Here is a 19,505-nt window from a genome sequence, read left to right on the forward strand (position 1 = left end):
GCCTCAGTAAACGATCTCGATCGAGCTGTCGGCGAACTCGCCTCGCAGCGCTGCGAGCAGGTCATCGCTAGGCTTGACGCGCCAGGCGTCGCCGAGGCGCACCTCGCCCTCGGCGCGCTCGTTGCGGTAGACGATCTGGACGGCGAGCCCGTTGGGAATCGCGGCTTGCGTGCGTTCGCCGCGATCACGCCCGAAGCCGCCGCGTCCGCGCGCCTCGACCACCGGTGCCGGCAGCGTGTCGTCGGGCTTCGCGCGATGCGCTTCCAGCACGGCGCGCAACGTGTGCGCGTCGGCGTTGCCGTTCATCTGCAGCTTCACGGCCTGCGCATAGCGGCTGCGCGCGCGCTCCAGATCCATGACCGTATCCACCGTAAAGCGGATGCCGCCCGTGAACGCGTCGTTGCGCGCCCCGCCCTGCACGACGAGCAGTTCGTCTTCCTTGAAGAGCGCCTTGTGCGCCTCGTACTGCTCGTTGAACACCGTCACTTCGCACTGGCCGGAGCCGTCGTCGAGCAGCGCGATCAGCATCTTGCCGCGCTGGGTCATCTGCGTGCGCAGCGAGGCGATCACGCCCGCGATGAGCTTGTCGCGCCCTTCCTTCAGGTCGCCGATCTTCTGGCGTACGAAGCGGCGGACTTCGTCCTTGTACGCATCGAAGAGGTGGCCCGAGAGATAGAAACCAAGCGCGCCCTTCTCCTCCTGGAGCTTGCGCTTTTCGGCCCATGCCGGTTCGTCGACGAGTTCGTGCGCGGCGAGCGGCGCGTCGCCCATGTCGAAGAGGCCGGCCTGCATGGCATTGGCGCTCGCCTGATCGGCGGCTTCCATCGCCATCGACACGGAAGCAAGCAACTGCGCGCGGTTCGCGTGCACCGTGTCGAACGCGCCCGCGCGGATCATCGCTTCGATCGTGCGGCGGTTCACCACGCGGCGATCGATGCGCTCGCAGAAGTCGAACAGGTCCTTGAAGAGGCCGCCTTCTTCGCGAGCGCGCAGAATTTCTTCGATGGCGCTCTGGCCGCTGCCCTTGATCGCGCCGAGGCCGTAGCGGATCGTGCGCGAGCGCGAGCCGTCCGCCTCGGCTACCGGCTCGAAGCGGTACGCCGACGCGTTGATGTCCGGCGGCAGCACGACCATCTTGTTCGTCAGGCAGTCCTCGAAGAGGATCTTCACCTTGTCGGTGTCGTCCATGGCGAGCGACATATTGGCCGCCATGAATTCGGCCGGATGGTGCGCCTTGAGCCATGCCGTGTGATAGGCGAGCAGCGCATACGCGGCCGCGTGCGACTTGTTGAAGCCGTAGCCCGCGAACTTCTCCATCAAGTCGAAGGTTTCGTCGGCCTTCTCGCGCGTGAGGCCGTTCTTCGCGGCGCCCTCGGCGAAAATCTCGCGGTGCTGGGCCATCTCCTCGGGCTTCTTCTTGCCCATCGCGCGGCGCAGCAAGTCCGCGCCGCCGAGCGAGTAGCCGCCGATGATCTGCGCCATCTGCATCACCTGCTCCTGATAGACCATGATGCCGTAGGTCTCTTTCAGGACGGGCTCGACGCGCGGATCGGGATATTCCACCACTTCGCGGCCGTGCTTACGCGCGCAGAAGCTCGGGATCAGGTCCATCGGGCCCGGACGGTACAAGGCCACGAGCGCGATGATGTCCTCGAAGCGGTCGGGCTGGGCGTCCTTCAGCATGCCCTGCATGCCGCGGCTTTCCAACTGGAACACGGCGACCGTATTCGCTTTCTTGAGGATCTGGAACGAGGCCGCGTCGTCGAGTGGCACCTGGGCGAGCGACCAGTCCTGCTTCGACGGGTCGAGCATGCGGATATAGCGCTCGGCCCAGTCGAGAATCGTGAGCGTGGTCAGGCCCAGAAAGTCGAACTTCACGAGGCCGACGGCTTCCACGTCGTCCTTGTCGTACTGGCTCACCACGCCGCTTTCGTCGCCCTGTGTGTAGAGCGGGCAGAAGTCGGTGAGCTTGCCCGGCGCGATCAGCACGCCGCCCGCGTGCATGCCCACGTTACGCGTGAGCCCTTCCACGCGCTGCGCGAGGTCGAGCAGTTGGTGCACTTCGTCTTCGTTGTCGTAGCGCTCCTGCAGAAGCGGCTCTTCCTTCATCGCGTCCGCGATGGTGACGTGCTTGCCCGGCTTGAACGGGATCAGCTTCGCCACGCCGTCGGTGAAGTTGTAGCCGAGGTCGAGCACGCGGCCGATGTCGCGCACGGCCGCCTTCGCGGCCATCGTGCCGAAGGTGGCGATCTGCGAGACCGCGTCGGCGCCGTACTTCTCCTTCACGTACTGAATGACGCGGTCGCGCCCGTGCTGGCAGAAGTCGATGTCGAAGTCGGGCATCGACACGCGCTCCGGATTCAGGAAGCGCTCGAACAGCAGGTTGTAGCGCAGCGGATCGAGGTCGGTAATGCCAAGCGCGTAGGCGACGAGCGAGCCCGCGCCCGAGCCCCGGCCCGGCCCCACCGGCACGCCGTTGTTCTTCGCCCAGTTGATGAAGTCCGCGACGATCAGGAAGTAGCCCGGGAAGCCCATCTTGATGATGGTCTTGCACTCGAAATCGAGGCGCTCGTAATAGCGCGCGCGTTCGCTCTCGCGCCCGGCTTCGTTCGGATAAAGCTGTACGAGGCGCTTTTCGAGGCCCTCTTTCGAAAGCTGCACGAGGTAGTCGTCGAGCGACATGCCGTCGGGCGTCGGGAACAGCGGCAGCTTCGGCTTGCCGAGTTCGAGCTTGAGATTGCAGCGCTTCGCGATCTCGACCGTGTTCGCGACCGCCGACGGAATGTCCGCAAAGAGCACGGCCATTTCTTCCTGGGTCTGGAAGCGCTGGTCGGTGGTGAAGCGCTTCTGGCGGCGCGGATTCGCGAGAATGTCGCCTTCGGAAATACACACGCGCGCTTCGTGCGCCGTGTACTCGTCACCTTCCATGAACTGCATGGGATGCGTGGCGACCACGGGCAGCTTCAGTTCCGCCGCAATTGCCACGGCCTGCTGGACATACTGCTCGCCGCCGGGCTGCCCGCAGCGTTGCAGTTCGACATAGAAGCCGTTCGGGAAAAGGTTCGCCCAGCGCTGCGCATGGCGCTTCGCGCTTTCGACGTTGCCCGCCGCGAGCGCGAGGCCGATGTCGCCCTGCTGCGCGCCCGAAAGCGCGAGCAGCCCTTCTCCCAGTCCCGCTTCCAGCCACGCGACGTCCACCTCGGCGCGGCCCCGGTACTGGTTCGTGAGCCACGCCTTCGAAAGCAGCTCGCACAGATTCAGATAACCGCGCTTGTCCTTCACGAGCAGCAGCAGACGCGATGGCTTGTCGCGGTCGTCCGGATTCATGACCCAGACGTCGCAGCCGGCGATGGGTTTGACCCCTTTGCCGCGCGCTTCCTGATAGAAACGGACGAGGCCGAACGCGTTGCCGAGGTCGGTGAGTGCGAGCGCCCCCTGGCCGTCTTTGGCCGCAGCCTTGACGAGGTCGTCAAGGCGCACGATGCCGTCGGCAATCGAGAATTCGGAGTGGACGCGAAGATGAACGAAGCGGGGATCTGACATGGACGTCATTGTAACGCCTGCCTCGCGCGAATTCCGGTGGCAAGACGGTCCAGTGAAACGGGCCAACGGACCTGGTGTTTCAACGCCGCACTCGCTGCCGCGTCAAACGCTCGCACCGCCGCCGGGCGCCCCGGGTTCCCGCTTGAGGGATAATAGCGGATTGCGCCCGCCGCCTTACGCAAGTCCAAAGCCGCCCCAACGCGGATTTCAGGCGGGCGGGTTTTACCGGTTCAAGCCATGCCCATTCTCAATCTCTCCGCCTACCAGTTCGCGACGCTCGACAAGACCGCCGAGTGGCGCCCGCAAGTCCTCGATCGCTGCAAGTCGCTCGATTTGCGGGGCACGATCCTGCTCGCGCCGGAAGGCATCAACCTGTTCGTCGCCGGCGAGGAAGCTGCCGTTCGCACGTTCATGGATTACATCAACCACGACCCGCTGTTCGAAGGCAAGTTCGCGACGCTCCGGTTCAAGGAAAGCTTCTCGGATACCCGCCCCTTCAATCGCATGCTCGTGCGCCTGAAGCGCGAGATCATCACGATGAAGAAGCCCGCGATCCGTCCCGAAGAGGGTCGCGCGCCGTCGGTCGCGCCCGCCACGCTCAAGACCTGGCTCGACCGCGGCCATGACGACGAAGGCCGCCCCGTCGTGATGCTCGATACGCGCAATGCCTTCGAGGTGGATGTCGGCACGTTCGAGCGTGCGCTCGACTACCGCATCAGCAAGTTCAGCGAATTCCCCGGCGTGATCGAGGCGAACCGCGCGGATCTGGAAGGCAAGACGGTGGTGTCGTTCTGCACGGGCGGCATTCGCTGCGAAAAGGCCGCGATCCATATGAAGGAAGTGGGGATCGAGAGCGTCTATCAACTCGAAGGCGGCATTCTCAAGTATTTCGAGGAAGTGGGCGGCGCGCACTACACGGGCGACTGCTTCGTATTCGACCAGCGCACCGCGCTCAACCCCGAGCTCGAACCGACCGACACGGTGCAGTGCTTTGCGTGCCGCGCCATCGTCACGCCGGCCGAGCAGGCTTCGTCGCTCTACGTCGCGGGCAAGAGCTGCCCGGCGTGCCATCCGGCGCGCAATGAGGGCGGCGCAACGGCACAAGCCGACGCGGCGGCGTGAAGCCCGGGTTGGCATGAGCGTGACGGCGGCAGGCAGCGGCTCCCATCGCACGTACCGCGGCCGCTTCGCGCCCTCGCCCACCGGCCCGCTGCACTTCGGCTCGCTCGTCTCGGCGCTCGCGAGCTGGCTCGACGCGCGCGCACATAGCGGCGCGTGGCTCGTGCGAATCGAGAACATCGACGAGCCACGCACGGTACCCGGCGCCGCCGAGGACATTCTCGCGACGCTCGAACGCTTCGGCTTTCACCCCGACGAGGCGCCCGCCTGGCAGAGCGCGCGCCTCGATCTTTACCGCGCGGCGCTGGACCGTCTGCTCGCGACAGGCCACGTTTATCCTTGCGGCTGCACGCGCAAGGAAATCGCCGATTCGCAACTTCACGTCCACCGGCGCAACACCACGCTGATCTACCCCGGCACCTGCCGCGACGGCCTGCACGGCAAGCGCGCGCGGGCCTGGCGCCTGCGCGTGCCGGACGATGCCGATACGGATGCCACGATCCGCTTCGACGACCGCTGGCAAGGCCCGCAATCGCAGGACCTGGCGACCGAGGTCGGCGACTTCGTGTTGCTGCGCGCCGACGGCCAGTGGGCCTATCAGTTGGCGGTGGTCGTGGACGACGCCGAGCAAGGCATCACGCACGTGGTGCGCGGCGCGGACCTGCTCGACTCCACGGCGCGGCAGATCTGGCTGCAGCAGTGCCTCGGCGTGCCAACGCCCGCCTGGCTGCACGTGCCGGTCGTGACCAACGCCGAGGGCGAAAAACTGTCAAAGCAGACTGGCGCGCAACCGCTCGACCCGTCGCGGCCGCTCGATGCGCTCGTTGCGGCCGCACGGCATCTGGAACTCGATTTGCACGATCCGGCGCCAGCGTCGCTCGAAGCGTTCCAGGCCGATGCGATCGCCGCGTGGCGGCGCAGGCTTGCGCAACGGTCCGCTGCGGCCTGAACGCGGCGATGCTGAAAGCGCCGCCCAGAAATGCAAAACGGCGTGCCCCAAAGCACGCCGTTTCCTTACCCCTCAACGCCTCGCGTCAGCTCGACGAAGACGACGAAGGCTTGTTGCGCCACGCCGACCCAAGGCCACCCAGCAGCGCCGCGAGCGGCTGTTTCGACTGCGGTTTCTGCGACGCGCCGGTGTTCGCAGCCGGCTGGTCTTCGGCGGCCTTGCGCGCGCTCGGCGACGGTTCATAGGGCTTCAGGAAGAACTCGTCGACCGGCTGCGCGCGGTGATGCGGCCGGTCGAACGACGCCGTGCGGCGATGGCCGGCACGCTCGCCGCGTCCTTCGTAGCCGTCCCGCTCGCGCCGGCCGCGGCTGCCGCTCTCGTGATGCGGCACGGGCGTGTCGACGGTGAGCCGCTCCACGGTGAGCGGACGCTTGATGAGTTTTTCGATGTCGGCAAGCTGCTTCTTCTCGCTCGGGCTGCACAGCGAGAGCGCGTCGCCCGAGGCGCCCGCGCGGCCCGTACGGCCAATACGGTGCACGTAGTCTTCCGCGTTGAACGGCAGGTCGAAGTTGATGACGGCCGGCAGTTCGGCGATGTCGAGGCCGCGCGCGGCCACGTCGGTCGCGACGAGCGCCTCGATCTCGCCGCGCTTGAAGGCGTCGAGCGCCTGCATGCGCTCGCTCTGCGAACGGTCGCCGTGAATCGCCGTCGCGACGATGCCCTGCTTCTCGATCAGGCGCGCGAGACGGCTCGCGCCGATCTTGCTGTTGCAGAACACGATCACCTGCTTCAGGCCGCGATCGCGGATCAGCTGGACGACGGCGCCAGTCTTGTCGCCCTCGGGCACCTCATACACGATCTGCGTGACGTTGGTGGCCGTCGAATTGCTGCGCGCGACCTCGATGGTCTGCGGCGAACGCAGATAGGTCGAGGCGAGCTTCTTGATTTCGGGCGAGAACGTGGCCGAAAACAGAAGCGTCTGACGCTCCTTCGGCAGCAGGTTGATGATGCGCTGCAGGTCCGGCAGGAAGCCCATGTCGAGCATGCGGTCGGCTTCGTCGAGCACGAGCATCTGCACCTGGCCGAGATTCGTGGTCTTCTGCTGGACGTGGTCGAGCAGACGGCCCGGCGTCGCGATCAGGATCTCGACGCCGCGGCGCAATTCGTCGGACTGCGGATTCATGTCCACGCCGCCGAACACCACGGCGCTGCGCAGCGGCGTGTGCACGGCGTACGAGCGCACGTTGGCGGCGACCTGGTCGGCCAGCTCCCGCGTGGGCGTGAGGATCAGCGCGCGCACCGGGTGGCGTGCGGGCGAGGCGCTCGTGCTGGCGCCGGGCAACAGGCGCTGGATGATCGGCAGCGAGAAGCTCGCGGTCTTGCCGGTGCCGGTCTGCGCGGCGCCCATCACGTCGCGGCCCGTGAGCACGACAGGAATCGCCTGCGCCTGGATCGGCGTAGGCGTCGTGTAGCCCTGGTCCTTGATGGCCTTGAGAATTTCAGGTGCAAGGCCGAACTGGTCGAAGGTCGCAGTGCTGGGCTTGACGTCGGTGTCGGACATGGTGGCTTCGCTATAAAGGCGCTTTGGCGCATGGCGCGGTGGCATTTGCGCCACCCGTATCAACAGATCGCGGGTCGCCGCGGGTCACCGGGGGTCGCAAGTGGTACGCCCGGCGCAGGTCACCCGGCGTACGGCCGGGGTGGCCTCGGGGTGGTCGCGGGATTGCCTCGAAGGTCGGGGGTACCTTGAAGGTGCTTCTCACGCTCACAGCTCGGCCGTCAGGCAGACAGGCGCAGCAACGCGTACCCCCGCCGAAAGGGCGGTATTGTAGCACTGCGACATGAATCCCACGGGCAGCGCGCGACAGACCGCTTTCGCGGTGCTCCGGGCTGCCGGCATCAACCTCGGCATCCCAGCCCGGGCGCACGTTCAGGCCCCACATATCCGCAGGGGACGGCGGCGAGACCTGCCCGCGCCCTCACCACGTCTCGCGCATCACCATCAGCCGCAGTTCGGTCATGTCTTCGATGGCGTAGCGCACACCCTCGCGCCCCAGCCCCGAATCCTTCACGCCGCCATATGGCATGTTATCGACGCGAAATGACGGAATATCGTTGATCACCACGCCTCCCACTTCGAGCGTGTCCCAGGCGCGATGGGCGTTCGCGAGCGAATCGGTGAACACGCCCGCCTGCAGGCCGAAATCGCTGTCGTTGACGACCTTCAAAGCCTCGCCGAAATCGTCGAAACTCTCGAGGATCGCCACCGGTCCGAACGCCTCGCGGCGGTAGAGATCGGTGTCGCGGCCCACGTTCTCCAGCAGCGTCGCCTCGAACATCGCGCCGTCCACCTTGCCGCCCGCGATGATCTTCGCGCCCGCCAGCACCGCCGCCTCCATCCAGCCCGCGAGGCGTTTCGACTCCGACTCCGAGATCATCGGCCCCACGAAAGTCTTTTCGTCCTTCGGGTCGCCCATTTTCAGCGACTTCGTCTTCGCGATCAGCTTCTCGCGCAGCGCGTCGTAGATCGAGGCGTGCACGAGAATGCGCTGCACACCGATGCAGCTTTGCCCCGATTGGTAGTACGCACCGAACGCGAGTCGATCCACCACATAGTCGAGCTTGCCGCCCTGGTCCGCGTCGACGACAGCCGCCGCGTTGCCGCCCAGCTCCAGCACCACCTTCTTCTTGCCCGCCTTCGCCTTCAGGTCCCAACCGACTGCGGGCGAGCCCGTGAATGAGAGCAGCTTGAAGCGCTCGTCGGTGGTGAAAAGATCCGCGCCGTCGCGGTGGGCCGGCAGGATCGAGAACGCGCCCTTCGGCAGGTCGGTTTCCGCCAGCACCTCGCCGATGATGAGCGCGCCCACCGGCGTGCGGCTAGCGGGCTTGAGCACGAACGGCACGCCGGCCGCGAGCGCGGGCGCGACCTTGTGCGCCGCGAGATTGAGCGGGAAGTTGAACGGCGAGATGAACGAGCACGGCCCGATCGGCACGCGCTTCACGTAGCCGTGATAACCCTTCGCGCGCGCCGAGATTTCGAGGTTGACGATCTCGCCATCGATGCGCACCGACTCCTCGGCGGCGACGCGGAACGTGTCGATGAGGCGCGTGGCCTCGCCGCGCGAGTCGTTGATCGGCTTGCCCGCCTCGATGCACAGCGCCATCGCGAGCTCGTCGAAGCGTTCGCGAAAGCGCGCGACGCAGTGGTCGAGCACCGCCTGACGCTTGAAGGGCGGGAACGCGCGCATCGCGGGCATGGCCGCCTCGGCAGCGGCGATCGCCTGATCGATCGCCTTCGCATCGGCGAGCGCGACGCGGGTGGCGACCTCGCCGCTGTACTTGTCGGTGACTTCGAGGTCGGTGTTCGCCGCTACCGCGACGTTCGCGAGATAGTACGGGTAGGTCGGTTTCAGCATGACGGGGCTCCGTGAAGTCAGAGCTGCGCGGAAAGCCGCTTGATCTCGCGGTTCAGCACGCGCTCGTTGTCGGTGTAGTCGATCGGCACGTCGATCACATGCACGCCCGGCGTCGCGAAGCACTGTTCGAGAAGCGGCGCGAGCTCGTCCGCGGCCTGCACGCGGTGGCCGAACGCACCGTAGCTCTGCGCGTAGGCGACGAAGTCCGGGTTCTGCAGCGTCATGCCGTAATCGGGGAAGTTCATGTTTTCCTGCTTCCAGCGGATCATGCCGAACGCGTCGTCGCGCAACAGCAGCACGACGAGGTCGAGCTTCAGGCGCACGGCCGTCTCCAGCTCCTGGGAGTTCATCATGAAACCGCCGTCGCCGCACACGGCCATCACGCGCCGCTCGGGATGCACGATCTTCGTGGCGATCGCCGAAGGCAACCCCGCGCCCATCGAGGCGAGCGCGTTGTCGAGCAGCAGCGAATTCGGCTCGTGGGCGCGGTAGTAGCGCGCGAACCAGATCTTGTACATGCCGTTGTCGAGGCACAGGATGCCGTCCTCGGGCATGGTCTCGTAGACGTCGTGCACGAGCCGCACGGGATAGATCGGAAAGCGCGGATCGTGCTGCCCCTTGGCGAGATGGGCGTCGAAATGGCGCTTGATTTCCTCGAAGCGCGTGAAGTCCCACGCGTGTTCGCGCGTCTTCAGGCTCTCCTTCATCTGCCACACGGCGTTGGCGATGTCGCCCACCACCTCGATCTGCGGGAAGTACACCGGATCGACTTCCGCGCCGAGAAAGTTCACGTGGATCACGGTCCTCGCATCGGAGCTGCGCATGAAGAACGGCGGTTTTTCGATGACGTCGTGGCCGACGTTGATGATGCAGTCGGCATGCTCGATCGCGCGGTGGACGAAGTCGCCGTCGGAAAGCGTGGCGTTGCCGAGCCACAGCGGGTGCGATTCGTCGATCACGCCCTTGCCCATCTGCGTGGTGAAGAACGGGATGCCGGTGGCGTCCACCAGCTCGCGCAGCACGTTGCGCGTGGTCTTGCGGTTGCCGCCCGCGCCGATCATGAGAACGGGATAGCGCGCCGAGCAGATCGCCGCCACCGCATGCGCGACGGCCTTTTCCTCGGCAACCGGCCGGCGGCTATAGCTCTTCGGGATGGGCTTGCCGTCGCCCTCTTCGTCGGCCACGTCCTCGGGCAGCTCCAGATGCACGGCGCCCGGACGCTCCTGCTCCGCCTGGCGAAACGCCTCGCGCACAAGCGCCGGGATATTGCCGATGGAGACGATCTGGCGCGCGTACTTCGTGAGCGGCTCCATCATGCGCACGACGTCGACGATCTGGAAGTGGCCCTGCTTGCTCGACTTGATGGGCTTTTGCCCCGTGACCATCAGCATCGGCATGCCGCCGAGCTGCGCGTAGGCCGCGGCCGTGACGAAATTGGTCGCGCCGGGGCCGAGCGTGGCGAGACATACGCCGGTGCGGCCGGTGAGCCGCCCGTAGGTGGCGGCCATGAAACCGGCGGCCTGCTCGTGGCGCGTGACGATCAGGCGGATGTTCGAGCGCCGCAGCGATTCGAGCAGATCGAGGTTTTCCTCGCCGGGAATCCCGAACACGTACTCGACGCCTTCGGCCTCGAGCGCTTTGACGAACAGATCCGATGCCTTCATCGACTACCTCGCGAACGGGGACAGACAATGCCCGACAGCGTACTACCGTCGAGGATTTTCCGCCGTGACGCGGGCAGCGAGGCGCCGGTGCCCGCGGAGCGCGGGCTGCGGCGGCAGGGGCGCGCCTAGCGCATGATCGTCGCGCAGCCCGCGAGCACGGGCGCGGCGTTTTCGCCCGCCATCGCGTCGTAGAGATCGGCGCGCGGGCCCTTGGTCCACCACGTATAGCGATCGGCCTGGTACTTCACGCCCGAAGCCGCGAGGGTGGCGACGAACAGCAGGCTGCGCCCCGCCACCGGCACGACCGCGAAGCTCTGGCCGTTCTTCGCGTTGAGGTAGGAAACCTTGAAGGTCTTGCCGTTCGCGCAGGTGTAGCTGTACGTGTGGCGCATCTGCGTCTGGATCTCGCCTACGCTCAACGGCGCGGCGGAAACTGCCGCGGCAGCGGCGAGGCCAGCGACGGCCAGCAGCGCGGCGTGGACCGTACGGGCGGCAAACGGGGCGATTCTCATCGTGTCCTCCAGGTGTGACCGCTTTCCTCAGGGGAGATCCGCCGCCTCGACTGCCTTGGCCGGTACGGGCCGCACGGCCGCCGCCGCGGCGCGGGCACGCGTGCGCGCCTCGTCGATATCAGCGCCGCTCGCGAGCGCCACGCCCATGCGGCGCTTGACGAAGCTCTCCGGCTTGCCGAAGAGGCGCAGGTCCGCGCCCGGCACCGCCAGCGCCTGCGCCACCCCTTCGAAAGCGATGCCGCGCGCTTCGAGCCCGCCGTAGATCACCGCCGAGGCGCCCGGCGCACGCGCCGTCGTGTCGACGGGCAGGCCGAGGATCGCGCGCGCATGCAGCTCGAACTCCGAAAAGCGCTGCGACGCGAGCGTGACGAGCCCCGTATCGTGCGGACGCGGGCTCACTTCCGAGAACCACACATCGTCGCCGCGCACGAACAGCTCTACGCCGAAGAGACCGCGCCCGCCCAGCGCCGCAGTGACCTTGTGCGCAACCTCGCGCGAACGCTCCAGGGCCTTCGCGCTCATCGGCTGCGGCTGCCACGATTCCACGTAGTCGCCGTCCACCTGCAGATGGCCGATCGGATCGCAGAAATACGTCTGAACCAGGCCGCTCGCGGGGTCGATCGCGCGCACGGTGAGCAAGGTGATCTCGTAGTCGAAGTTGATGAAGCCCTCGACGATCACGCGGCCGCGATTCACGCGGGCGCCCGCGAGCGCGTACTGCCATGCCCGCTCCACGTCGGCTTCGCTCTTCACCACCGACTGCCCCTTGCCCGACGACGACATCACCGGCTTCACCACGCACGGATAGCCCACCTTCGCGATGCCCGCCTTCAGTTCGTCGAGCGAGTCGGCGAACGCGTACGGCGACGTGGGCAGGCCGAGTTCCTCGGCGGCGAGGCGCCGGATGCCCTCGCGGTTCATCGTGAGCTGCGTGGCGCGCGCGGTGGGAATCACTTCGGCCACGCCTTCGGATTCGACCGCCGCGAGCGCGTCGGTGGCGATCGCCTCGATCTCGGGCACGACGAGGTGCGGACGCTCGGCGTCGATGAGTGCGCGCAGCGCCTGCGGATCGGCCATGTCAATCACGTGCGCGCGATGCGCGACCTGATGTCCCGGCGCGTTCTCGTAGCGGTCCACGGCAATCACTTCGACGCCGAGGCGCTGCAGCGCGATGATCACTTCCTTGCCCAGTTCGCCGGCGCCGAGCAGCATGACGCGCGTGGCCGAGGCGGAAAGCGGCGTGCCGATGCGTTGCGCCGTTTGCAGGGTCTCCATGATGTCTCCGGAATGACGGTGTTGCACGATGCGAAAGAGCGCCGATGTTAACATGCGACCCGGCCGTCACGGTGCATGCGCGCGAACCCGAAAAGCCGCGCAGACGCACGCGATTCAACGTTTGCGCTCGCATGCAGCGCCACTACTGCGTTACGCTTACGCCTTCGCCGTTTTTTGCCGCTTTTTTTGCCGTTTACGAGAACGAGAGGACCCATGCGATGCCCATCCGTTTGAGCGCGCGCCCCGGCGGGCGCCCTTCCGAGCGCAACGTGCGCCTGCACGCGGGATGGATCGCGTCGCGCGTGGCGCCCCTCATGGTGCCCCTCGGGGCCGCCCTGATGCTGGCCGCCTGCAAGATGCCGGTCCACCAGGACTCATCCGCGCCGCCGCCCGATCCGTTTACGCCCGCCACGACGCAACTGCTCGACAACACGCAGTGGCAACTCGCCGAGTGGAAAAAGGCCGACGGCACGCTGCGCGCGCTGCCGGGCGCCGCCGATACCTCTGTCGCGTCGGCCGCCTCGGCAGCCGCCAGCAGCGCCGCGCCGAACGCGCGGGCAATCACGCTCGATCTCTCGGCGGCCACCGGCCAGCGCCGCGCAAGCGGTTTCTCGGGCTGCAACCGCTACTCCGGCAGCTACACCCTCAAGAACGGCCTGCTTTCGTTCGGGCCGCTCGCGGCCACACGCATGGCATGTGTTGGCGCGGGCGGCGACATCGAAGGCGCGTACCTCGACGCCCTCACGCATATTTCCCGTACAGGCGTGGAGATGCGCGCGCCGCAGGCGCTCTTCGTCATCCTCGATAACGGCGACCGCCTCACCTTCACGCATCCGGCCGGCGACGCGGGCGCCGGGCAGCCGGGACAGTGAGCGGCCAGCCCGACGCCAGCGGCGCCATGCCACGGCAGCGCCACCGCTTCATCGCTTGCGCCGGGGTTGACGGCGCGCGGCCCCCCTTGCGTCGAGGTAGACGTGGCGCTTTGGCAGCCCGCGATTCGGCCCGAGCGGGCCGAAACGTTACACTCGACGCGTTGCACTTTTCCCCTACGTAGATCTTTGGCATGCACACGGTAGTTCCTGGCTGGTTCGGCGCCTCGTCCATCTGGTTCGTCCCCCTGATCTGGCGTCTCGTCAGGGCCGCGCTGCCGGGCGGCGCTGGCTTGCGCGGACCGGGCACGATCCGGCTCTGGCTCGGCTTTTTCGGCGTGCTCGCCGCGAGTTGCACGCTCGAAGCGATGCTCGTCGACGTCGCCGGGTTCGACGCGCTCGGGCATGCGCTCGCGTCGTGGCCCGGCAGGCTCGCCGGCCGCGCGGGCATGGCGCTCGCCATGACGGGCCTCTTCCTCGTTAGCCTGCCCTGGTTCATCGATTTTCATTGGCGCGATGTACTGGTCTGGGCGGACCTGTCGCTCGGGCTCGGCCTGAACCTGCGCGCACGCCGCCGGGACGGCGACAGCGCCGCCGCGCCGCGCAGCCGCCGTGCAGTTCCCGACGAGCCTGGTGTGCCACAAGGCATGGCAGGCGTGAACACCCTCGATACGCAGCCCACGCTGGACGGTTCGCGCCGCCGGCGACCGACTGCGTGGCGGCCGCCCGCGGCCGGCGCGCGCGCCACGCCGGCCTCCGTGACGGGAGCGGCTAGCGCGAGTAACACGAATAACGCGCCGGAGCGCCCGGCGCCAGCCACCTGGCGCGCCGAACCGAGCCTCCCGGGCAACGCCCGCGCGACGCCTGCATTGTCGCGTACCGAACCGATCGTGCCCGACGGATGGCTAGGCGAACCGGTGACCACTGCGGCACGGACCGCTGCGTCGACCGCGTCGCCTTTCGACGCGCGCCGACCGGCGACGCCCCCCGCGCCGCCCGGGATACCGCCCGCCGCGCCAGCACCGGTCCGGCCAACCACGAACCAGACCGCGGGTCTGGCCGATTGGCGCGCCGACACGGCCCGTACCCCCCTGCCGGGCGCGCGCCCGATTGCGTCATCGGCATCGGCGGCAGTACAGCAGGCGCAGGCTGCCGCAGCCGCCAGCGCAGCCGCGCGCGGCTTTGCCGCCACGACCGCCACGGCGCTCGATCCGCTGATTTCGCCGTTCGCCAGCCCGGCGCCGACGCGCCGCAGCGCTCCGCCGCCGGTCGCGGGCAGCACGGCCGCACGCGCGGCGGCCAGCGCGCCGCTCGCGCCGCGGCCGAAGCCCCCGCGTCCGTTCGTCTGGCCGACACCGTCCACGCGCAACGTAACGCGGGCGCCCACCGGCTCGCTGGCGGCACGCATGCACACGGCCACTCCGCTCTCGCCGCGCCCCGCGGCCCCGGCGCCGTCCGATGCGCGCGAGCCGCTCCCGACAAGCGTGCTCGAAACGCTGCGCTCGATCGAGGAAAACGCCGCGCGCTGGACACAGCTCGCCGGCGCGAGCCTCGCGCGGCGCAACGGCATGGACGAAAGCACGGCAGGGGCGAGAAACGCCGCTGCGGTTGCGGACGACATCAGCAGGCACGACGCACGGCCCGCGGTGGCCGCGCCGGAGCCCATGGCCGAAGCGCCCGTGGCCGCGCCATCGTCAGCGTCTGCCGCCGTCGAAGCCCACGTGCCAACCGAACGCCCGGTGCCCGTATGGCGAGATCACCCTGCGCTTGCGCCCGACGCACTCCCGGGCATCGGCGCACAAAGCATGGCGGCGGTACCCGTTATGCCGTCTTTCGAGGCAGCGCCATCGTTCGTCCCTGACTTGCCCGCTGTCCCGGCCGACGCCGCACCCGCGTCCGGCGCACCCACGCCTGACGAGCCGCGAGAAAGTGTCGCCGCGAGCGCCGACACGGCCACCGCCAACACAATCCCCTCGCTCGCAGCGCACGAGAACGTGCCGGTGTCGATCCACGATGCGCTTCTTGTGCCCGAAACGGCACAGGCCGACGCGCCGACTCCGCCACTCGCGCCATTGGCGGCCGCCGCACAAGCGGCTGAGACGCCGCCCCCCGAATTCGTCGAACCAGCGTGGTCCGGAAACGAGCATGGCCTCGCGCCGTGGATCCTGCTGGACGACGACGCGCCGTCCGCATCCGAGCCCGCCGAGGAGGCCGTTCAGACGCTCGACCCCGTTCCGCAAGACCCGCCGGAGCCGGTCGCCCAGTCAGAGTCAGCACGCATCCATGACGCCACGCCGATCGCCCACGAGTTTGCGATCGATGAAGACACAGAGGCCGAACCGGCGGTCCGGATCGCCCCCGCGCCTGAAAGAGCGACGTCGGACGGTTCGAATATCGTGCGCTTCCCGCGCATGGCCGATGACGCTCAACCGACCGCTACCGTCACGCCAACCGCGCCGCACGTTGCATCAGACGTGATCGGTGCGAACACGTTTGACTGGCAAGTGACGGCGCCGCCTCCCGCCGAAGTCCCTGCACCCTCGCTCGCCGAAACGCACGACCCCGGTCCCGAGAACGCCGAACCCACGTCGCCCGTAGCCAAAGCGCCGGACATCGCGTTTATCGCGCCGGCTATCGCTCACGCGCAGACTGCTCCGGCACTCTCGGCGCCCGCCTTTGCGGCAACCGGGCTCCCGCCCGTCGCGCCCTGGGACCCGGCTCCCGTCACCGTGCAGGTACAGCCGCTGACCGCACCGGACACGCCATCGGCATTCATCGAGCCGCCGCCGGTCGCCCCCATCGTGTCCATCGCACCTGCCGCCGCCCCCGCGCCCGACCTCGCCTCGCGGCAGCCAGTACGCGGCCACGCGCCGGCGAGCTTCGAATTCCAGCCGCTCGCGGCCTCCGCCGTCGATCTGCCGGGCCTCGACCTGCTGGAACGCGCGTCGTCGGAAATCGAGCCCGTTTCCGAGCAGAAGCTCGCCGAAACGAGCCAGCTCATCGAGCAGCGTCTCCAGGAGTTCAAGGTGCCGGTCACGGTGGTCGGCGCCTCGGCGGGCCCGGTCATTACCCGCTTCGAAGTCGAGCCCGCGCTCGGCGTGCGCGGCAGCCAGATCGTCGGCCTCATGAAGGATCTCTCGCGCGGCCTCGGCCTCACGTCGATCCGCGTCGTCGAAACGATTCCCGGCAAGACCTGCATGGGCCTCGAATTGCCCAACGCGCGCCGCCAGACGATCCGCCTCTCGGAGATACTCGAATCGGTGCCCTACGAGCGCTCGCAGTCGAGACTCACGCTCGCGATGGGCAAGGACATCGTCGGCCATCCGATCGTCACCGACCTCGCCAAGGCGCCGCACATGCTCGTTGCGGGCACGACGGGCTCGGGCAAGTCCGTCGCGATCAACGCGATGATCCTCTCGCTCCTCTACAAGGCGACGCCCGAGGACGTGCGGCTCATCATGATCGATCCGAAGATGCTGGAGCTTTCGGTCTACGAAGGCATTCCGCATCTGCTCGCACCCGTGGTCACCGACATGAAGCTCGCCGCCAACGCGCTCAACTGGTGCGTGGGCGAAATGGAAAAGCGCTACCGGCTGATGTCGGCCGTGGGCGTGCGCAACCTCGCGGGCTTCAACCAGAAGATCCGCGACGCCGAGGCCCAGGAGAAGAAGATCGGCAATCCGTTCTCGCTCACGCCCGACGCTCCCGAGCCGCTCTCGCCGCTGCCGATGATCGTGGTCGTGATCGACGAGCTCGCCGACCTCATGATGGTGGCCGGCAAGAAGATCGAAGAACTGATCGCGCGTCTCGCGCAGAAGGCGCGCGCCGCGGGCATCCACCTGATCCTCGCGACCCAGCGCCCTTCCGTGGACGTCATCACGGGCCTCATCAAGGCCAACATTCCGACGCGCGTGGCGTTCCAGGTGTCCTCGAAGATCGACTCGCGCACGATCCTCGACCAGATGGGTGCCGAATCGCTGCTAGGCCAGGGCGACATGCTGTTCCTGCCGCCCGGCACGGGCTATCCGCAGCGCGTGCATGGCGCGTTCGTGGCCGACGAGGAAGTGCACGCCGTGGTCGAGTACCTGAAGCAGTTCGGCGAGCCGGAGTACGTGGAAGGCATCCTCGACGGCCCCGCCAGCGAAGGCTCGCCGCAGGACCTCTTTGGCGACGCCCCCGAGGCCGAAGCCGATCCGCTCTACGACGAGGCCGTCGCCTTCGTCGTGCGCACGCGGCGCGCGTCGATTTCGTCGGTGCAACGGCAACTGCGCATCGGCTATAACCGCGCGGCGCGCCTCGTCGAGCAGATGGAAGCGGCGGGGCTCGTCTCGCCGATGGGCATCAACGGCAGCCGCGAGGTGCTCGTGCCCGGCCAGCCGGAATAAGCGTTCATAGCGGCGTGCGCCCCGGCGGGCGCACGCCGCCCGAACTCACGGCGCCACGAACTTGAAGTCGACCGGCGAGCCGATATCGAGCCGCTTCGGATCCGGCCCGAGCAGCCCCGTCTGCGGATCGCGGCGGAACACATAGGCCGTATCGCTGTTCTGGTTGCCGACAATCAGCCAATGCCCGGTGGGATCGATCGCGAACTCGCGCGGCGACCCGCCAAGGCTCGCCTGGCGCCCCACGCGTCTGAGCTTGCCGGTGCTTGCGTCGACGGCGAAGATCGAGATGTCGTTGGCGTCGCCGCGATTCGAGACGTAAAGGAAGCGGCCGTCCGGCGACAGATGCAGCGCGGCGGCGCCTACCTTGCCCTTGAAGCCCGGCGCGGCGAGCGTCTCGATCTGTTCCACGGCGAGATGGCCGTCGCGATAGCTCAAAACGCTGACCGTGCCCGCCAGCTCGCTCGTGAGATACGCGTGTCGGCCGTCGTTGCCGAACACCAGATGGCGCGGCCCGCTGCCGGCCTTCATGTCGGTATAGCGCCATTCGGTCGGCCCGACGAGGCCGCGGCTACCGTCCGGCGTGTAGCGATAGGCGTAGACCTTGTCGGCGCCGAGATCCTGGACGAAGAGGAAGCGGCCGTCCGGCGAAAACACCGTGGAATGCACGTGCGCATTGTCCTGGCGCCCCTTCACGGGACCGCCGCCTTCGTGGTGGACGGTGAGTACGGCCGTGCCCAGCTTGCCGTCCGCTTCGATGGGCAGCACGGCGAAGCTGCCGCCCGGATCGGCAGCGACCGAATAGTTCGCGACGAACAGATACTTGCCGTCCGGCGAGAGGCTCAGGTAGCACGGGTCGTTGCCCTCGGACGACACCTTGTCGAGGAACGTGAGCTGGCCGCTCGCGGGATCGAAGCCGAACGCGCTCACGTCGCCGCGCAGCGAGGCCGGCCCGTTGTCGCCGGGCAGTTCGTTCACGGCATAAACGAAGCGCCGGTCGCGGCTCACGACGAGGTAGGACGGATTCACGGTCTTCGCGGCGCTCACCTGGGTCGCATCGCCGGTTTTCGTGTCGAAGCGGTAGACGTACAGCCCCTCGCTCTTGCCGCCCGTATAGGTCCCGACGATCAGGTCGTAGACCCCGTCCGCCGGCGCGGCGGCAGGCGACGACTGCGCGAAGGCGTGCGTGGCGGCGATGGAAACCATGATGACGAGGCCCTTGGCGAGCGATCGAAGCAGCCCGCGCGGACGCGGGCCGAGTGGACGGGAAAGGCCAGGCATGCGGTATGCGGATGCTGGGCGCTGGGACATGTCGATCTCCTTTTTCTTGTGAGTCTGAAAGCGGCGCAATCATCGTGCGTGCGCGCCATGTTCTGAAGGATTTCGGCCCAGTATAAGAAAGGTTCGGCGCCCGCGCGCCGCGCGTGACCCGCTGCAAGGAAGAAACCAGGGAGGAAACATGAACGTCCATCTCGCCATCGGTCCCCTCGCCTCGCTGATCGCAGGCATCCTGATCCTCGCCGCCCCGCGCCTGCTCAACTACATTGTCGCGCTCTACCTGATCATCATCGGCCTCGTGGGCCTCTTCGGCACGAACGGCCACCTCTGATCGCCCCGGATGCATCGCCCTCGGCGCCCCGCGGCTCGGGGACCGGCCCCCTTGCAATAAAACGCGTTGCGCGAGCAGGCTCGCACCCACTAATCTTGTGCGTGAAATCTGCCGTTAAACCCGCTATCGGACTCGCTGCCGAATCGTCCGGAAGCTGTCAAATTGCT

General features: G+C 67.7%; 12 protein-coding genes. 5 read left to right on the forward strand and 7 right to left on the reverse strand.

The window, feature by feature from the left end:
- Positions 1-3 precede the first annotated feature (3 nt).
- Positions 4-3,552 carry a DNA polymerase III subunit alpha gene (gene dnaE, locus WJ542_RS16015; RefSeq protein ID WP_411190185.1) on the reverse strand — a complete coding sequence of 1,183 codons (3,549 nt, stop codon included), beginning with the start codon at positions 3,550-3,552 and terminating at the stop codon, positions 4-6.
- Between the two features lie 228 nt (positions 3,553-3,780).
- On the opposite strand from dnaE, the gene WJ542_RS16020 reads away from it, so the two are divergent.
- A complete protein-coding gene (locus tag WJ542_RS16020) occupies positions 3,781-4,665 on the forward strand; it encodes a sulfurtransferase (protein WP_411190187.1) in 885 nt (294 codons plus the stop codon).
- Between the two features lie 13 nt (positions 4,666-4,678).
- The gene (gluQRS, locus tag WJ542_RS16025) at positions 4,679-5,611 is read left to right on the forward strand and encodes a tRNA glutamyl-Q(34) synthetase GluQRS (protein ID WP_411190189.1); all 933 of its coding nucleotides are present in this window, start codon (positions 4,679-4,681) and stop codon (positions 5,609-5,611) included.
- An 85-nt stretch (positions 5,612-5,696) separates the two neighbouring features.
- On the opposite strand, the gene WJ542_RS16030 is transcribed toward gluQRS, so the two are convergent.
- The 5 genes from WJ542_RS16030 to purT form a co-directional block, all read right to left on the reverse strand.
- A complete protein-coding gene (locus tag WJ542_RS16030) occupies positions 5,697-7,172 on the reverse strand; it encodes a DEAD/DEAH box helicase (protein ID WP_411190191.1) in 1,476 nt (491 codons plus the stop codon).
- Positions 7,173-7,590: 418 nt separating this feature from the next.
- Positions 7,591-9,027 carry an aldehyde dehydrogenase family protein gene (locus tag WJ542_RS16035; protein WP_411190193.1) on the reverse strand — a complete coding sequence of 479 codons (1,437 nt, stop codon included), beginning with the start codon at positions 9,025-9,027 and terminating at the stop codon, positions 7,591-7,593.
- Positions 9,028-9,044: 17 nt separating this feature from the next.
- Positions 9,045-10,691, reverse strand: coding sequence for an acetolactate synthase large subunit (locus tag WJ542_RS16040; protein WP_411190195.1), 1,647 nt, complete (start codon positions 10,689-10,691; stop codon positions 9,045-9,047).
- A 125-nt stretch (positions 10,692-10,816) separates the two neighbouring features.
- Positions 10,817-11,203, reverse strand: coding sequence for an MliC family protein (locus tag WJ542_RS16045; protein ID WP_411190197.1), 387 nt, complete (start codon positions 11,201-11,203; stop codon positions 10,817-10,819).
- 27 nt (positions 11,204-11,230) lie between these two features.
- Positions 11,231-12,469 carry a formate-dependent phosphoribosylglycinamide formyltransferase gene (purT, locus tag WJ542_RS16050; protein ID WP_411190583.1) on the reverse strand — a complete coding sequence of 413 codons (1,239 nt, stop codon included), beginning with the start codon at positions 12,467-12,469 and terminating at the stop codon, positions 11,231-11,233.
- 323 nt (positions 12,470-12,792) lie between these two features.
- Between purT and WJ542_RS16055 the strand changes: the two genes are divergently transcribed.
- Entirely contained in the window at positions 12,793-13,350 is a 558-nt protein-coding gene (locus WJ542_RS16055; protein WP_411190584.1) for an META domain-containing protein, read from the forward strand.
- A 191-nt stretch (positions 13,351-13,541) separates the two neighbouring features.
- Positions 13,542-17,732, forward strand: a complete 4,191-nt coding sequence (locus tag WJ542_RS16060) for an FtsK/SpoIIIE family DNA translocase (protein WP_411190198.1) — start codon at positions 13,542-13,544, stop codon at positions 17,730-17,732.
- Between the two features lie 45 nt (positions 17,733-17,777).
- On the opposite strand, the gene WJ542_RS16065 is transcribed toward WJ542_RS16060, so the two are convergent.
- Positions 17,778-19,010: a lactonase family protein gene (locus tag WJ542_RS16065; RefSeq protein ID WP_411190585.1), complete on the reverse strand. Its 1,233-nt coding sequence runs from the start codon at positions 19,008-19,010 to the stop codon at positions 17,778-17,780.
- A gap of 178 nt (positions 19,011-19,188) precedes the next feature.
- On the opposite strand from WJ542_RS16065, the gene WJ542_RS16070 reads away from it, so the two are divergent.
- On the forward strand, positions 19,189-19,338 hold the full coding sequence (locus tag WJ542_RS16070) for a DUF3096 domain-containing protein (protein WP_411190200.1): 150 nt from the start codon (positions 19,189-19,191) through the stop codon (positions 19,336-19,338).
- Positions 19,339-19,505 lie beyond the last annotated feature (167 nt).

Source organism: Paraburkholderia yinzeri (assembly GCF_046581065.1).
Taxonomy (GTDB): domain Bacteria; phylum Pseudomonadota; class Gammaproteobacteria; order Burkholderiales; family Burkholderiaceae; genus Paraburkholderia.